Annotated in this window: 19 protein-coding genes and 2 pseudogenes; 9 read left to right on the top strand and 12 right to left on the bottom strand. The window is 45.2% G+C overall.

The features are described 5' to 3' along the window. The first annotated feature begins 20 nt into the window (after nt 1–20). From HPS55_RS06840 to HPS55_RS06825, 4 genes are all read left to right on the top strand, one after another. Complete coding sequence (locus HPS55_RS06840) at nt 21–254, top strand: DUF3873 domain-containing protein (protein WP_025069036.1); 234 nt, start codon at nt 21–23, stop codon at nt 252–254. Beyond that, nucleotides 251–496: a DUF6956 domain-containing protein gene (locus HPS55_RS06835; protein WP_018667426.1), complete on the top strand. Its 246-nt coding sequence runs from the start codon at nt 251–253 to the stop codon at nt 494–496. Before HPS55_RS06840 ends, HPS55_RS06835 begins: the two co-directional genes overlap by 4 nt. A 45-nt stretch (nt 497–541) precedes the next feature. Then, nucleotides 542–850 carry a hypothetical protein gene (locus HPS55_RS06830; RefSeq protein ID WP_100766168.1) on the top strand — a complete coding sequence of 103 codons (309 nt, stop codon included), beginning with the start codon at nt 542–544 and terminating at the stop codon, nt 848–850. A 117-nt stretch (nt 851–967) separates the two neighbouring features. After that, complete coding sequence (locus HPS55_RS06825; protein WP_009276858.1) at nt 968–1,189, top strand: DUF7688 family protein; 222 nt, start codon at nt 968–970, stop codon at nt 1,187–1,189. 50 nt (nt 1,190–1,239) lie between these two features. Here HPS55_RS06825 and HPS55_RS06820 read toward each other — a convergent pair whose 3' ends face one another. Beyond that, the gene (locus tag HPS55_RS06820) at nt 1,240–2,223 is read right to left on the bottom strand and encodes a phage exclusion protein Lit family protein (protein WP_172178758.1); all 984 of its coding nucleotides are present in this window, start codon (nt 2,221–2,223) and stop codon (nt 1,240–1,242) included. Between the two features lie 93 nt (nt 2,224–2,316). After that, nucleotides 2,317–2,526 (bottom strand): annotated as a pseudogene (locus HPS55_RS06815) (glycoside hydrolase family protein); the annotation flags it as partial. 129 nt (nt 2,527–2,655) lie between these two features. On the opposite strand from HPS55_RS06815, the gene HPS55_RS06810 reads away from it, so the two are divergent. From HPS55_RS06810 to HPS55_RS06795, 4 genes and pseudogenes are all read left to right on the top strand, one after another. Then, nucleotides 2,656–3,876 (top strand): tyrosine-type recombinase/integrase, encoded by a 1,221-nt coding sequence (locus tag HPS55_RS06810; protein ID WP_123611162.1) that lies wholly within the window; start codon nt 2,656–2,658, stop codon nt 3,874–3,876. A 127-nt stretch (nt 3,877–4,003) separates the two neighbouring features. Continuing rightward, on the top strand, nt 4,004–5,182 hold the full coding sequence (locus HPS55_RS06805) for a tyrosine-type recombinase/integrase (protein ID WP_253947655.1): 1,179 nt from the start codon (nt 4,004–4,006) through the stop codon (nt 5,180–5,182). Next, entirely contained in the window at nt 5,175–6,206 is a 1,032-nt protein-coding gene (locus HPS55_RS06800) for a tyrosine-type recombinase/integrase (protein WP_068959954.1), read from the top strand. Before HPS55_RS06805 ends, HPS55_RS06800 begins: the two co-directional genes overlap by 8 nt. A 120-nt stretch (nt 6,207–6,326) precedes the next feature. Beyond that, nucleotides 6,327–6,536 (top strand): annotated as a pseudogene (locus HPS55_RS06795) (glycoside hydrolase family protein); the annotation flags it as partial. Between the two features lie 65 nt (nt 6,537–6,601). Here HPS55_RS06795 and HPS55_RS06790 read toward each other — a convergent pair. The 9 genes from HPS55_RS06790 to HPS55_RS06750 all read right to left on the bottom strand — a co-directional run bounded on the left by HPS55_RS06790 (nt 6,602) and on the right by HPS55_RS06750 (nt 10,794). Beyond that, on the bottom strand, nt 6,602–7,318 hold the full coding sequence (locus tag HPS55_RS06790; RefSeq protein WP_119958559.1) for a Cthe_2314 family HEPN domain-containing protein: 717 nt from the start codon (nt 7,316–7,318) through the stop codon (nt 6,602–6,604). A gap of 176 nt (nt 7,319–7,494) precedes the next feature. Then, nucleotides 7,495–7,803 carry a hypothetical protein gene (locus tag HPS55_RS06785; protein ID WP_148373006.1) on the bottom strand — a complete coding sequence of 103 codons (309 nt, stop codon included), beginning with the start codon at nt 7,801–7,803 and terminating at the stop codon, nt 7,495–7,497. Nucleotides 7,804–7,856: 53 nt separating this feature from the next. Next, the gene (locus tag HPS55_RS06780) at nt 7,857–8,162 is read right to left on the bottom strand and encodes a DUF6956 domain-containing protein (protein WP_172324860.1); all 306 of its coding nucleotides are present in this window, start codon (nt 8,160–8,162) and stop codon (nt 7,857–7,859) included. Beyond that, nucleotides 8,102–8,332, bottom strand: a complete 231-nt coding sequence (locus HPS55_RS06775) for a DUF3873 domain-containing protein (protein WP_172324858.1) — start codon at nt 8,330–8,332, stop codon at nt 8,102–8,104. The genes HPS55_RS06780 and HPS55_RS06775 overlap by 61 nt, the downstream gene beginning before the upstream one ends. A gap of 18 nt (nt 8,333–8,350) precedes the next feature. Next, nucleotides 8,351–8,608 carry a hypothetical protein gene (locus HPS55_RS06770; protein WP_172324856.1) on the bottom strand — a complete coding sequence of 86 codons (258 nt, stop codon included), beginning with the start codon at nt 8,606–8,608 and terminating at the stop codon, nt 8,351–8,353. A 24-nt stretch (nt 8,609–8,632) separates the two neighbouring features. Continuing rightward, complete coding sequence (locus HPS55_RS06765) at nt 8,633–9,916, bottom strand: PcfJ domain-containing protein (protein WP_172324854.1); 1,284 nt, start codon at nt 9,914–9,916, stop codon at nt 8,633–8,635. A gap of 2 nt (nt 9,917–9,918) precedes the next feature. Next, complete coding sequence (locus HPS55_RS06760; RefSeq protein ID WP_007840032.1) at nt 9,919–10,332, bottom strand: PcfK-like family protein; 414 nt, start codon at nt 10,330–10,332, stop codon at nt 9,919–9,921. Nucleotides 10,333–10,344: 12 nt separating this feature from the next. Then, nucleotides 10,345–10,566, bottom strand: coding sequence for a hypothetical protein (locus HPS55_RS06755; RefSeq protein WP_032947780.1), 222 nt, complete (start codon nt 10,564–10,566; stop codon nt 10,345–10,347). 12 nt (nt 10,567–10,578) lie between these two features. Further along, nucleotides 10,579–10,794 carry a hypothetical protein gene (locus HPS55_RS06750; protein ID WP_120139199.1) on the bottom strand — a complete coding sequence of 72 codons (216 nt, stop codon included), beginning with the start codon at nt 10,792–10,794 and terminating at the stop codon, nt 10,579–10,581. Nucleotides 10,795–11,921: 1,127 nt separating this feature from the next. On the opposite strand from HPS55_RS06750, the gene HPS55_RS06745 reads away from it, so the two are divergent. Next, nucleotides 11,922–14,216, top strand: coding sequence for an inorganic phosphate transporter (locus HPS55_RS06745; RefSeq protein ID WP_172176936.1), 2,295 nt, complete (start codon nt 11,922–11,924; stop codon nt 14,214–14,216). A gap of 77 nt (nt 14,217–14,293) precedes the next feature. On the opposite strand, the gene HPS55_RS06740 is transcribed toward HPS55_RS06745, so the two are convergent. Beyond that, nucleotides 14,294–14,767, bottom strand: coding sequence for a hypothetical protein (locus HPS55_RS06740; RefSeq protein ID WP_172176934.1), 474 nt, complete (start codon nt 14,765–14,767; stop codon nt 14,294–14,296). Nucleotides 14,768–15,543: the final 776 nt, after the last annotated feature.

The following is a 15,543-nucleotide window of genomic DNA, read 5'->3' as shown; positions in this document are numbered from 1 at the left end:
CCACTCTAAAATCAACGATTATGGCAACACGAATGACCATCAACGGAATAAGCACCTGCACCGAAGCAGGTACGGAGAAATACGAGCGTTTCCAATTAGGTATCGGCAGACGCAAGCGGACACTTGTGCAGTACGACTACCGCCATCCCACAAACGGAGAGTTGTTCTCTTGTGTCAAACCCACGTTGGACGAGTGCCGAGCCGCACGGGACAAGTGGCTCACGGCAAAGGGAGGAAAGGAGGACAGACGATGAACGCAGCCTACCAAACGCTGATAGTGAAGTTCAGCGAGCCTATCAAAGTATTGGACGGCATCTTTGACGATGCCGAAGCGTGGGGAGTTGATACCCTAAAAAAGTGGATAGATGACTATGAAAGTAGCAGGTTTACCGCCATTGACAGCCATACGGCAGTCATCACAAGCGAGTACAATATGGAGTGCCTGATGGAATGGTTGAAACGAAACACACCCATTGCCGAGATAACAGAATGTTGAACAAGTTGGCGGTGTCCGCACCGCCAACCTAAAACCAAGAAAAGCATGATAGCAAAGACGATTTTACAGCAGATAGGCGGCAGACGCTTTGCCGCCATGACGGGAAGCAAGGACTTCATAGACATGGGAAACGGCTTGCGCATGAGCCTTGCGAGGAACAAGACAAGCGCGAACCGCCTTGACATCATCTACGATGCAGGATTAGACCTCTACAATATGCGTTTCTACCGCAAGACGTTCAGTAAAAAGACATTCGAGTGCAAGACAAAGGACATTGCAACGCACGATGGCATATACTGCGATATGCTGGAAGAAATGTTCACGATGGTAACGGGACTCTACACCCGTTTTTGAGTGGCGGCGGCGAAAGCCGCCCTACTTTCTTTCGGTGAGCATGATGGCGGACAAAGAAAGTAGCAAAGAAACCGCTGCCCCAATCTACGATAGTATTCACAAAAACAAGTTTCAATCATGGAAGAAATCAGACAGAACGGAAAAATCATCCTGCACAGCGATGACGGGACAAGCATAAGGATGATTTTCAAAAACCTCACGGGGAGGAATTTTCAAGGTCAGGAATATGCGGAGTATATCCGGCACATCGCAATCGGGGAGATGGGATTTTCGCCCGGCATCATAGAGCATTGCAGGGACGGTGAGGTAATCGGCAAAGGCAAAATCCCGAATGTATGAAAAGCGGAAAATCCGATGAAGTTGCAGCTTCATCGGATTTTTTAATTTAGCTATATATCCCAATCAGGTTTTACAATTTTGGGATAACGTTGTTGTCTAACGGTTTTCAACTTTTCCATATAAAATAAATAAATCTCCTTATATGAGCCAAAACCGGGCTGTTGTATATCCTCTTCGATGGATAAACCACCAAATACCAGCAACCATAATCTTAATGCAACACCTAAGTAGCCCCAAAGTGGATCCATTTCATGTAATTCCAGTTTAGTAACCAAATTTTCTATTCGGACATCCATATCCGGATGAGTTCCACCACCAGAAATAGAATCTTCGCCCATCAATAAAATGGCTGCTAATACAGTTGCGACCCCTGCCTTATATGTATTTCCCCATGCAGAATCATATTCAGTTTGAATAAAACTAATTGCCGTATCATCTGCGGCAATTTCATCATCTATAGTATGGGAAAATGTCTGTTGTATTTGTGTATGACCTAAATAATTATGTGAAAATTCGTGGGCATATATAAATGCTATCGCAGCACAATATACACCATTTGTGTGACTTATAATATTTTCAAATTGCTGGGGATTACAGATGTTGGGTGTTACCCAATAAGCATCCCTATTGAAGTTATGCAATAATTGCCGTCCTCTAAAAAAGCAATCATTAGCATACTCTACATCAACCATATTGGGTTTATAACCATATTTGTTTATGCCGACAGCATCCATTATTGGAATATGTATGACATTCTCAAAATAGGCATTAAGATAAATACATACAGACCATAAATACTGACAAAAGTTTTCGTTGATATAGATATGATTTAATCCATTGCTATCTTTTTTTATTTCCGCAACATCGCTAATAGCTTTTCCTTCCCTTATGAATGTAAATCGACGAGAAAAGTTATTGATATTGCAATCGTCTTTTATCGCATCTAACAGTTCAAAAACTTTTTCAATACATTGAATAGCATCATCAGATAGCTGTTCAACAGGCAAAAAGTATATTTCTTTCGCTTCTTTCATTTTACAAATTTTACTCGCAAAGGTAATGTGTTAATTTGTATTAGACGCTAAAATTCCTTGCGATATTGTTTACCGCAAGGAATTTTAGTCGTATCACGGGATATACAGCAGCGCAAACTCCGCCTTTCTCCGTTTGAGCAGCATGGCGTGCCGTTTCCCCTTGTAGTTGCAGAAAGCGATATATTCGCGGTAAATGTTCCTGTCGCCCGCCTCCAATTTTCGGATCAGTGTGCTTTTGGGTATCTTCCCGCTTCCCAAAAGCCGGTATGGACCGACATTGTAGGCGAGCGTGGCAAGGAGCAGTTATCCCAACTTCATTATTATCCCAACCAAAGAGGTATATATCCTGTAAAACAGATTATTATATACGATTATGGTTGGGATAATAATTTGATATCTATATTTGTGTTGGCACTAAAGCCAAATACATATATGGACATAGAACAATTAAAATTTACCCACCAAAAGTTGCTTGCTCATTTGGAGAGTTGCAACTACAACAAAGTATATATAAAGGAGGTGAAGATAATCCTTGCTGCTTTGTTCGATGAAAAATCCCCAATCTCATCCTATGAAGACTACTGGGAACGCATTGTGAATAGCCGGAGATACACAAAGTTCACTTTGGATCTTAAGAAAATGTATCTCAATACAGTAAGAGCCTTTGATGAGTACGGCCATCTGCCGAATGGGCGTCCTTGTGCAAAATTACTTTTTTCATCCAATTACAAGAAACTCAATCCAGGTTACAAGCTTTTAATGGATGAATTCCGGAACAGGGCCAACATGGCCGAGGAAAATCTTTCCAAATCCGCCAAATACACTACGCTGGCATTGTTCTTATTGAAGATGCAGCTTGCTGGGGCGGTAATGTTGAATGAGGTAACAGACAAATTGGTCTTGGATTTTTTCATGACCGGAAAGCGAAAAGGTTCAAAACACACCCAGTCCCACCTCAGATTGGCATTGGACAAGATCCGAGACCTGTCACCTGACATTCCACGAATCATCTCGTTGTTGCCGAAGATGAAACCCAAGAAAAGGAACTATAACAATCTACGGGACTTTGAAGTGGAAGCAATCAAGGACTGTCTGTCCAATCCGTTGGACAATCGAATGACCCTGAGAGAGAAAGCCATAGTGGCTTTGGCTTTGTATACCGGTATGCGTGGCTGTGATATTGCAAACCTCAAATCCGGAGACATTGACTGGGAGAACGAAGAAATCAGGTTAATACAGGTAAAGACCGGGTACCCCCTTGTGCTGCCGTTGTCAGCCAATGTCGGCAATGCGCTGTTGATATATATCCTGAACGAAAGAAATGCGGAAGACCGTTCTGAATACGTCTTCCCAAGTAAAGTACAACCCGGAAAACGACTTTCATACAAAAGCATCGGGACTATAATATCCGGAGTCTTTGACAAACTTGGGCTGCGTCCCGGCGAAAGCCATCGCGGAATCGGTGTGTTCCGGCATAATCTTGCCACACGGCTTCTCGGAGCAGGCACAGAATCAGTCATAATAAGTGGCATTTTGGGGCATACCTGCCCTCAGGCAGTCGAAGCGTACGTTGACTCAGACATCACGCATCTTCGGGAACTGGGACTCAGCATAGAGAAGTATCCATTGCCTAAAACCTATACGGATGAATGAAATGAAGAATATCGGATGTATTGTTGAAGAATATACAAATCTTCTGACAAAGGAAGGGAGACTGGATTATGCAACCGGAATATATCTAAAGTCCTTTCTACGCTATTGTGAATCACACGGTGGTGTAATGAACGACATGTTGATAGCCGAATGGAGTCACAGACGCGATAGTGAAAAATACTATACCCACAGAGCCAGATGCATAATCATCAGAAGACTGGTCCGACATATCGCCACGGAAACAGGGGTGCGGTTTTCGTTGCCGTCATACCCTCCGGATCCCGGCTATATACATAAGCCTATACGCCCCAAAGTCTGTGGGCTTCCGTTCCGTCCGAGTATCATATCCAAGATGCTTGAGACCTACCAATCCCATATAGAGGCATCGGGCAGGCTCAATAGCCGTACAATGGAGAGGCTCCGAAGGTTCAATGAGTTCTGCGCATCAAAATATCCGAATGCTAAAAAGCTGACAGCCTGCATTATTGATGATTTCTGCAAGCGCGGAGAAAAAGAGTCCGCAAAAAGCCGCAACAACAGGATCGGAGCCGTCCGTGAGTTTGTCAGGTTTGCCAATGGCAGAGGGTTCACGGCACTGCGACTGCCTCTGACCACCCCTAGAGCCAACCGTTGTACGTATACGCCACATCCGTTCACTCAGGAAGAATTGGCCGCGTTCTTTGCGGAGGCAGACTCGTTCACCCCATCAGCCACATGTAATGACATCCGAGCGTCGCTGGTCCGGCTTGAACTTCCGGTATTCTTCCGGCTTCTATACAGTTCCGGCATGCGAACCACCGAGGCCCGCCTTCTTGAACGTTGCAATGTTGATCTGATAGCGGGTGTTATCAATATCTGCCAAACGAAAGGCTATAATGAGCATCGTGTGGCATTACATGAATCCATGAGACAGGCCCTGGAAATATACGACAAGAAAATGGACGCCATCATGCCCGGAAGAAAGACGTTCTTTCCAAATGAATACGACAGACCGTATTCCGACGCATGGGTAAGCTCCAACTTCAAAAAGCTGTGGAAGCGGGTCAGTAATGATTATGCCCGTGCTTATGACCTGAGGAGCAACTATGCGGTGACAAACATCAACAAATGGTGCGGTGACGGTTCAAATTCTGATTGGGACAGGAAGCTGGTGTGCCTCAGCAGATCTATGGGACACAGATATTTACAGAATACAATATACTATTACAAACTCGTGCCGCTGTTCTCGGAAGAACTGGAGTCTGTTACCGGATCCGCTTACGATGAACTGCTGCCGGGGTTAAACAAATACTTCGAAAATGACTAAGGAACTTAAAGAACACATAATGGTGGGGGAAGCCATCAATGAATGGCAAGGGTACTATCTGACAGAAGTGAGAAACCTAAGCGGGAATGCAATCAGATCATACAGGAACGGACTTGGACTCTTCCTTGATTATCTGGAGTCAGTGAAGGGGATAAGGCGGGAGACTCTTGTCGGGGATTGTTTCCGAGTGGACACGATTGAAAATTGGCTTGCATGGATGAAAGAGGCAAAAGGCTGTTCACCGTCAACCTGCAACCTGCGTTTGGCGGCTTTGCGAAGCTTTATAGCTTTTTTATCTAGGAAAAATGTCGCGTTCATAAAGTATGGATGTAGTATCACATCGGTAAAAAGGATACGTCCGGTAAAAAAGCTGCCGGAGGTCATATCAAGGGAAACAATAAAAGCCTTGTTTGCATCAATAGACACAGGCTCCATAACAGGCAAGAGAGATTTTGCCCTGTTCAATGTCATGTACAGCACTGCAACACGTGTAGATGAAGTACTTTCACTAAAAATAGCCGATATCGCTCTTGGCAGTAAGAGTCCGTGCATAAGGGTGACAGGAAAGGGAAGCAAACGCCGTTGCATCTATCTTCTAAAAAGCGTGGCAAAAATCATCGGTCATTATATATCCGTGTTCCATGGGAAAGCCCCTGTTCCATCGGACTTTCTGTTCTTTCCAATCAACGGCAGGAGAAATACGAAGCTATGTCAGGAGGCAGTCTCAAAACGTCTTAAACTATATGCATCCAAATCACCAATGGTATCGGACAAATTCCATTGTCATAGCTTGCGGCATGCAAGGGCGACACACTGGCTGGAAGATGGTGTGAACATCGTACAAATCCAACGGTTGCTCGGACATGAAAGTATCGAAACGACCATGAAGTATGTCGGCATATCCAAAGAACAAATGATCAAGGCTCTTGCCATAATGGATGATGCCACTACAAAAAACATTGAAAAGCATTACAAAACATCCAAAGTCAAAAAATCTCTTGCAGCTGCCTTTGGTCTGAAGTAGCAAAAACTCAACAAAGTTTGATTGGACAATCAAATTATTATCCCAACCATAATCGTATATAATAATCTGTTTTACAGGATATATACCTCTTTGGTTGGGATAATAATGAAGTTGGGATAACTGTTACTTGCCACGCTTGCCTATAATGTCGGTCCGTACCGTCTGTTGGGGAGTGGGAAGATACCCAAAAGCAAGCTGATCCGAAAGTTGGAGGCGGGCGACAGAAACATTTATCGGGAGTATATCGCTTTCTGCAACTACAAGGGAAAACGGCACGCCATGCTACTCAAACGGAGAAAGGCGGAGTTTGCGCTGCTGTATGTACCTTAAAGAATTAGAGAGAACATTTAAATGTTCTCTCTAATTCTTTATCATGTGCAAATGTGTCTAAATTCTTAAAGATAAGAATCATATATGTTTAATATCTCGGCAACTATATTTATAACTTCAACTACTTCATCACAGATTAAGTCTATAGCTTCAACTTTTTTCCCTTTTGAATATTCTTCAAGTAATGGTGATAATGGAATACCTAATGTTGGAAGCGTATCCCAACATAGTGATTTATCAAAATAACCTATCTCTGCATCTCCCGTGTGGATTTTTTCATTCCTAATTGTTCTTATTGAAGAAATCTTTGACAACAAAAGTTGCATTTTATTTTTTATATCCTCATTAGTAACTTTTGTGCTGTCGGGGATAGTAGTTCCATAACATTTCTTTTTCGGTATGCCCCAATTACAAATTGTATTACCCAATTGTGCTAATATGTCAGGAAGTGAGTTTATTCTAATAACATAGTTTTCAAGATGATAATTATAATACTCTTCAAGACTTAAATCAGGATATGTTTGGGAAACCTTTTCTTTATCAAGCTTCAAAAAAACAACAACCTTTTCTAAATCTGAAACAACTGTTCCAAGATTAGCATATATGGCGATTGCCTTTTTGAGCATTTTTTCATGTTCATTACCTAACTCATCATAATTAAGACTTTTATCAGCTAAACATTGTTCCAAATGTGAACTAACAATAGGCTTAACTAAACTTATCAGTTTTACAGCCAGAGTGGATTTAAATAGTATATCTGAAAAAGTTTTTTCTTCGTTCATAGCATATTTCCTTTTTTGCAAAATTACTGAATATTATTCATAATGAGAAATTTCCTATGAATAAATCTATTTGAAATTGCTGATTATCGTAGATTGAAACAAAGGTTTCTTTGCTACTTTCTTTGTCCGCCATCATGCTCACTGAAAGAAAGTAGGCGGCTTTCGCCGCCCACCTCTCAAAAACGGGTGTAAAGCCCCGTCACCATCGTGAACATTTCCTCCAGCATATCGCAATATATCCCCTCGTGCGTTTCAATGTCTTTCGTCCTGCACTCAAAGGTCTTTTTGCTGAACGTCTTGCGGTAGAAACGCATATTGTAGAGGTCTGCCCCTCCGTCATAGATGATGTCAAGGCGGTTGGCACTCGTCTTGTTCCTCGCAAGGCTCATGCGTAAGCCGTTGCCCATGTCTATGAAGTCCTTGCTCCCCGTCATGGCGGCAAAGCGTCTGCCGCCTATCTGTTCCAAAATCGTCTTTGCTATCATATTCATTCTTCTTTGGTTGCTATGTTCGGGCGGTGTCCGCACCGCCCGAATGTTCAAAATTCTGTTTTCTCGGCTATGGGGGTGTTCCTTTCCAACCATGTTTTCACACACTCCATATTGTACTCGCTCGTTATGACTGCCGTATGGCTGTCAATGGCGGTAAACCGACTGCTCTCGTAGTCCTCTAACCATCCTTTAAGGGTTTCAACTCCCCACGCTTCGGCATCGTCAAAGATGCCGTCCAATTCCGTGATGGGCTTGCTGAACTTGACTATCAGCGTTTGGTAGCTTGATTCGTTCATCGCTTGTCCTCCTTTCCTCTTTTTGCCGTCAGCCACTTGTCCCGTGCGGTTCGGCACTCGTCCAACGTGGGTTTGACACAAGAGAACAGTTCTCCGTCCGTGTGGCGGTAGTCGTACTGCACAAGTGTCCGCTTGCGCCTGCCGATACCCGTTTGGAACTTCTCGTATTTCTCCGTACCTGCCTCTGTGCAGGTGCTTACTCCGTTGATGGTCATTCGTGTTGCCATAATCGTTGCTTTTGATGGTTAGAAATGCACTGACAGCACTCTGTTCTGCATCACCATTTCGGGGTCGCTTGTGTAGCGTTGGTGCAGGTAGAAATGGTGTGAGCCGAAGCCGTAATGAAAGAACTTGTCAAGTTCGTGCTTCTTGGCGAAGTCCTTGACGCCCGCCCTTAACTGCCCCTCACTCTGACAAAGAGTGAGGAGGTTCATAAATTCAAGGAACATCGTGGGGATTTTATCGTCCCACAAGCATACCATGCTTTCAAATCTTACTTCCATATTGTTCTTTATTATAGGTTGATATTATGCTGCGTTCATCCGCTGACGGATAAGTTCGGTATTGTCCTCCACAAGCCGGATGATGCGGTCGTGGTACTCGGTATTGGAATTGCATACCCCTCTGCTCTGTACCACTTTCAGCGTTTTCAGTGACACTTCTATCGTTTCAATCCGTTTGCCGTCAATGGTGGCGGATAGGATAAGGGAGTCTTTTCTTCTATGGTAGCCACCCACGCAATGGTGCATGGCTTTTCCCTCTGCTTCCATTTCCTCCACGCTCTCAATAACTTTGATAAGGATAAGGTTGTCGGAGAACATCAACCCGAAGAACATTCCTTTGTTTTTCAGATAGTTTTTCTCGTCCTCAATCGCCTTTTGCCGTTGCTGTTCCGTCCGCTTACGCTCCCTTTGCAGGTTGCGCTTTGCCACCAATATGTCGTGTTCGGCTTTGAGGTCGGCAGGGCAGACGTATTTCGGGCTGTTCGTGTCCTTGCCGAAATGACGGAGCAGGTCTATGGTGTCACGCCACATTGAGCCGTCCGAAATGGTATAGCCGTTGCGGATACATATCTTCACGGATGCCCAATACCTCTCCATGTCGAAGGAACTGCGGATGTAGTGGCGTAACATGGGGTATTGCCCTGCCTTCAAGAGTGTTTCGGCTCGGCTGTCGGAAAGGATAGCCGTGAAAAGGTCATACGGCAGTGTGTTGTGATAATCCCCCTTGAAGCCGTTGCGTTTCAGTTCGGGGATGAAACGCTGTCGGGGATAGGTACACATAGGTGCTATATCGTATGCGTGAAGTCTGTTGTTCTTGCGTACCTCCATGTCGCTGTATTCCGCCCATTGGTCGTAATACAACATTGACATACCACGCAGTCGGGCAATGGTCGTTGTCTTTCCATCGGGTGAAATCCACCTTTGCACCACCTCATAGATTGAATACTCGGCTGCTTGCCCTGCCTTGTATCGGGACTTCACGAAGAAGAAGCGTATCACTTGGTGCTGCTTGCTGGTGGTGACGATGGAGAAGTACTCGTTCTCGCTGAAAACACTCTTTCGGGTGCGCAACGCTTCCAACTGCATACCGCAATGTGGGCAGATACATCCGCAAAGGGTGTCTGCAAGGTCGTGGTCGCTCTTCCACGAATGTCCGCACTCAGTGCAGATGTTCGTGCCGTCCGCTCTCTTGATTGCATAATGCTTGAAGCAATGGCGGAAAGCGTATGCCTTTTGTGTGGCGTTCAATCTCGGTAGCCGCTTGCTCAAACGTGCGACTTCCTGCTGTATGCGTGTTCTCGGTTTCATAATCAAAAGTCGAATAAGGATTGTTGAACTTGGGTTGTCTGTTTGGCGGTCTTAGGCTTGTTGCGGTTTTGCAACTTGCGGACTTCCTCCTCTTGGTATTGTCGGATAGCGTTCTGCCGTGCCTCCGCCTTTTCCTCTGCGGTGAGTTCCACCACATGGTTCACGGCTATGTGGCATTGGATAGGCTTGCCCACCTCTATCTCGTTCTCGTCATAGTAGTGTACGGCTTGTCCGTATATCTCGCCGTCCGTGAAGCCGTTGCAACCGCTTTTCTGCACATAGTTCAGAATGTAGGTCACACAATCGTCTATGTTCTTGGCAGGGTTGCGGTAGTTCTTCGCAAAGAGCGCATCTTCCGCTGCACGTTGCTCCAAATACATCTGTATCGTTCTCTTGAAATGGTCTGTCGTTTTCATATCGCTGTCGCTTTAGATTGTCTGTTTCAGTATCTCTCTCCAATATGTCGGCTCAACCTCGCTCAAAAGGAAGTCTGTAAAGTCCTTCCGTGCGTCCTTGTTCAGTTCGTGGTAGAGTTCACGGAACACGGATATATTGCCGTTGATGTATGTTTCCACCATGTACTCGAATATGTTGTCCACCTCATAGTATCTGCATTGTTGCTCTACTGTCTTGCTTCTTCTCTTTGCCATGTCGATTAAGGATTAAAGGGTGAATAACCAAAGGATGAAGCCGAAAAAGACGATTGTGGAAAGGATAGCCACTATTACACCTATCGCCACTCGGAACACTCCGTTTACTATCTCTCTGACGATGCCCCAAATGATGCCGAACACCCAAAAGGCGGTGCGCATGATTAAGCTGCACATCGCAAGCCCAATGTATTGCGCCATTTGTCTGAAATCTGCCGTTGCTGTCATATCTTTGCTGTTTTTGATTTTTTGTTTTTTAATGCGGATTCAAGAGCTGAGGGAGTTGAGTTTCAAACTATCTTATCTGCCTCTCGTTTATCCGACATTTTTTTTAATGCGTCTTTCTGTCGCATCGGTCGTTTTCGTTTCGGGTGCTTAAAAAGGTAGGGATTAGGGAATGCAAGGTTTTTCGGGAAAAATACCACCCACAGGGCTGGAGATTTTTCCCGAAAACAGGAGGCTTGACCTTGCTTTCCCGTCAAATCCCGGAGTTACCTTTGCGCCCAGAACGGAAATGACTGCCTGATGCGGCTCACTGAAAGGCGCGAAAATGGAGGTAAACGGAAGTAGAGGCAGATTAGACAGAAAACTTCAAAAGAGAAATCCGTGAAAACAGGAAGCTCCCAACAAAAAAAGAACGTAGCCGGCAACGTGAAACCGGGCAAACCACCTGTAAGGAAGTATGGTTTTATCTGTCTGGCCAGACGCGTCGGGGCGGGCAGATAAAATCATTCTTCCCAGTTTGCCTGCTGTGGGTGACGGCTTGTTCCATTTATGGACAAGCGGTCATACACGGCTTTCCGCTTCCGGCTCAAAGGAACAGCGAAAAAGAAAAATCATCTGAAAAACCGTAAAAGCTCCTCTTTGGCATAAGCATAAAAGAAATGGGCCTTGCCTCATCAGTCTAAACTGTTGTTTAGGCGTGAGGCAAAGCCCTTTTCTCCGCTTATGCGATAGTCGGCACACGTTCGTTCAAAATCCTTTTGTACGATGGTGTGCCGACGAATAAAGCCGCTTTTACGGAAAAACTTGTATGAGATAGAAAAAATCAGGGAGATTCATATCAAAATCTCCCGTTTTATTGTTACTTTTGCATACGAAGAGTTCTTTGAAGGTTACGCAATGCGCAGAAGAATAATGCAGCAGATAACTAACTAAATCGTAACCTATTACTATCATGAGCGATTAACATACGTTCATTTCCAATAAAATACACTCTTTTCGTAACTTCATCCTGCAAAGTTACTGTTTTTTCACAAACTTCACAAATACTTAAAGATAATGAAACATTTATGAAACAACTTCATCTTTACTTTGCATGCAGATTATAAACATGACTTTATATTTAAGAGATTATGGACATATTGTTTTTATTTGTAATCGTTTTCCTGCTTCTCCTGGCAGTGTTTGACTTGTCAGTGGGTGTAAGCAATGATGCTGTAAACTTTCTCAATTCGGCCATCGGGTCCAAGGCCGCTCCTTTCAAGCGTATAATCATAGTGGCGTCGATAGGCGTGTTTCTTGGAGCGTCCATGAGCAACGGCATGATGGAGATAGCCCGTCATGGCATTTTCAGACCGGAATACTTTACGTTCTACGAACTGATGTGTATCTTCATGGCTGTAGTGGTGACCGACATCATACTGCTCGACATGTTCAACACACTTGGCATGCCCACCTCCACCACTGTGTCGATGGTGTTCGAACTGTTCGGAGCAACCTTTGTGATGGCTCTGATCAAGATGTCCGGTGGTATTGAACAGGGGCTCAGCGAACTGCTCAACACCGAGAAGGCACTTACCATTATAATGGGTATATTCCTGTCGGTGGCAATAGCTTTTGTGTTCGGTATGATAGTGCAGTTTGTTGCGCGAATGGTGTTTTCGTTCAACTATCGCAGACATCTTAAGTGGAATATCGGCATTTATGGCGGAATATGCTCGACAGCCATTATCTATTTTATGCTGATAAAAGGTGTGAAAGATCTTTCGTTCATGACGCCCGATGCGAAGGAATGGATAGGTGCCAACACAAGTCTTATCCTTGGCGGATGCTTTGCAGTGTTTACGGTGCTTATGCAGTTGTTGCATGCATTGAAAGTCAACGTACTGAAAATCGTCGTGCTGATGGGAACGTTTGCCTTGGCCATGGCCTTTGCCGGCAACGACCTTGTCAATTTTATCGGTGTGCCGCTCAGCGGGTTGGCATCTTATCAGGATTATATTGCCAATGGTGGCGGTGATGCCCACGGCTATCTGATGAACTCTCTCAACGGTCCGGCCGATACTCCGGTGGTGTTCCTGATCGCTGCCGGAGTGATTATGGTGGTGGCCCTCTCCACATCCAAGAAGACCCGTAACGTGTCGAAGACCGAGATAGGATTGGGCAGTCAGCAGGGCGGTGACGAGATATTCGGTTCGTCGCGTATTGCCCGCCGGCTTGTGCGGTGGACTATCTCTCTGTTTTATTGGGTCAGGGATAATACGCCGCGCAATGTACGTGCATGGTTCAACCGACGTTTCAACATCGATGAGATGATAATGGAGCAGGGGGCGTCCTTCGATCTTATCCGCGGTTCGATAAACCTTGTGCTTGCCGGCGCTCTCATAGCATTCGGCACGTCGCTCAAGCTCCCTTTGTCCACCACCTTTGTCACTTTTATGGTGGCCATGGGTACGTCGCTTGCCGACCGGGCATGGGGACGTGAGAGTGCCGTGTTCCGTGTAACGGGCGTCATATCCGTCATCGGCGGATGGTTCCTTACCGCCGGAGCGGCCTTTATCGGTGCCGGAGTTATCGTGGTGTTGATGTACGTAGGCGGTCATTGGGCCATGATAGGGCTTGCCGTGCTTACCATATTCATCATCGTGCGCAGCAACCGACGTTTCCGGATGAAGAAAGCCGAGGACGATGGCGACACTCTGTTTCAGACAATCCTTACCACCGACGACAAGACAAGGACATGGGAACTGTTGCTCATATACGTCATGGAACAGCAAAAGAAGTTCTTGCGCTTTGCAGAAGAGAGCTATGGCAAGATCACGGATGCATTCATAAACGAAAATGCCGGAACTCTTGGCAAGACGGAAGCGAGTCTGTTGCGTAGTAAAAGTATGTTGAAGAATGCCCGTCGTAAGGAGACATTATGTTTGCGCCGTGTGAGTCACGAGATGGCGATAGAGAAGAATGCCTGGTTCCATCTCAGTAACAACTGTTGTATGAATGTGCTTTACAATCTGCGCCGCATCAATGAGATATGCCGTGAGCATGTAGACAACAATTTCCACCCGCTGCCGTCGAGATACATATCCGAGTTTGAGGTGATGCGCGGACATATAAGTGTTCTTTTCACCGAAGTGTTTGACATGGTCAACAACGGTACATCGGAGCAAGTTCCGGCATTGCGTCGTCGTTGTGACGACATAAAGGACATGTTGTCTGACACATATCATCGTCTTTACCGCCAGTTGCGCGAGGTCGACCCGTCGTCGATGACAGTGATGTATGTGTACATCAACATGCTTCAGGAAACCCAGGAGATGGTATCGGCTCTGCGCAAATATATACGTGCATATGCCAAGTTGCATGATTCTGATTTCAGCAGCCGTAAAAAAGGAACAGTAGCAAATCAGTGGGGGAAAGTGCGATGAAGATGATATTGACGGGAACGGATGACGGAGAGTGACGGCAGCTCTTGTTGATGAAGTTCCCGGGATATGTGTTCGTGTCAGTAGTCCTTGATGGCCTCTATGCGCTTGCGCGTTTTTTTCCGTTTCTTGGCTGTGAATATGTCGAAGAAATCGAATGTGGCCAGTGTTTTAGGGTGTGGTGCTGTCAGAGCCGCCATTTTAGTAGCCGCCATAATGTTCATGTTTATTTTCGGCGACTTGCCCTTCACAACGAGTTCGTTCAGACGGTTGTAGTTGGGCAGCAGACTGATGGTATCGGCAAATTCTTTGTCGTCCATCAGTCGTTTTTCGTATTTCCGGTGGCATAGAGTCAGGTTGCCGGCAGTATCCGGGACAATGAATTCACCTTTGTAGTCGGTGACGATACGGTTGTTGTCGTCACCGTTTACAAATATCTGCACATCTCTTATCGGAACGCCTGTTTCGGCATCTGTCACTACCATAGTGCGTTGTGCCGCCGCCGTGATGCTGAAAGCTATGATCAGCGTTGTCGTAAGAGTTTTGTGGTTCATCTTAATTGGATACGTAGGTTGATTCAGCGTATCTGCAAATATACGTACTATTTATGTCATGTGTAGGATTTTGTCGTTGCTGTTTTACGTTTTTATATGTTTTATTCTTTATTTCACGTTACACGGCACGGACATAAACATTCTTTAATACTTACTTGCCTGTGTAATAAGTCAGTTGCAAAGGCCTCATAGTGGCATCAATTCCACGATATTTGTAGTGAAGTGCCGTAATGTGTCCGGAACGTGACAGTCATTCTGAACTTTCTTTACTTTAACGTATGTTAAGCGGTGTCGGATATGCGATTTCCTGCCAACGGCCCGAAAATCGCGATTTTTGCTTTAAATGGGGAGCGCTGACAGTCAGCAGGTTATGTAGCCGAGGCTTTGTCAAGAAAGCAGAGAGGGTCGTTTTGCATTGCAATAAGGCCGTTGTTGCATTGCGAAACAGGCCTTATTGCAATGCAAAACGGCCGTTCCGGGAGTGTCGGGAGGGCCTTACGGCAAGAAAACAGTGCGGAAAACGTGTGTAAAGTAAGCCGGGAAGGCCTTCCGGCTTTTCTATTTCACGAAAAATAAAATGCGTTTTTTTCAGAATAAATCCAACGTTTTCGTTAAGCCAGATGAGCAGAGTGAAACTTGTTTCAGCTCTGCCATGGCGAGAAAACGCGCATGAATATGAACGTTTTCGTTAAGCCGGATGAGCAGAGTGAAACTTGTTTCAGCTCAGCCATGGCGAGAAAACATATAGAGTCTTTATGCTGTTTCAATAAAAAATG

Origin of the sequence: Xylanibacter rodentium (genome assembly GCF_013166575.1) — a bacterium.
Classification (GTDB): domain Bacteria; phylum Bacteroidota; class Bacteroidia; order Bacteroidales; family Bacteroidaceae; genus Prevotella; species Prevotella rodentium.
Note: the sequence above shows the minus strand (reverse complement) of the source record. Positions and strands in the feature narration are given on the sequence as shown.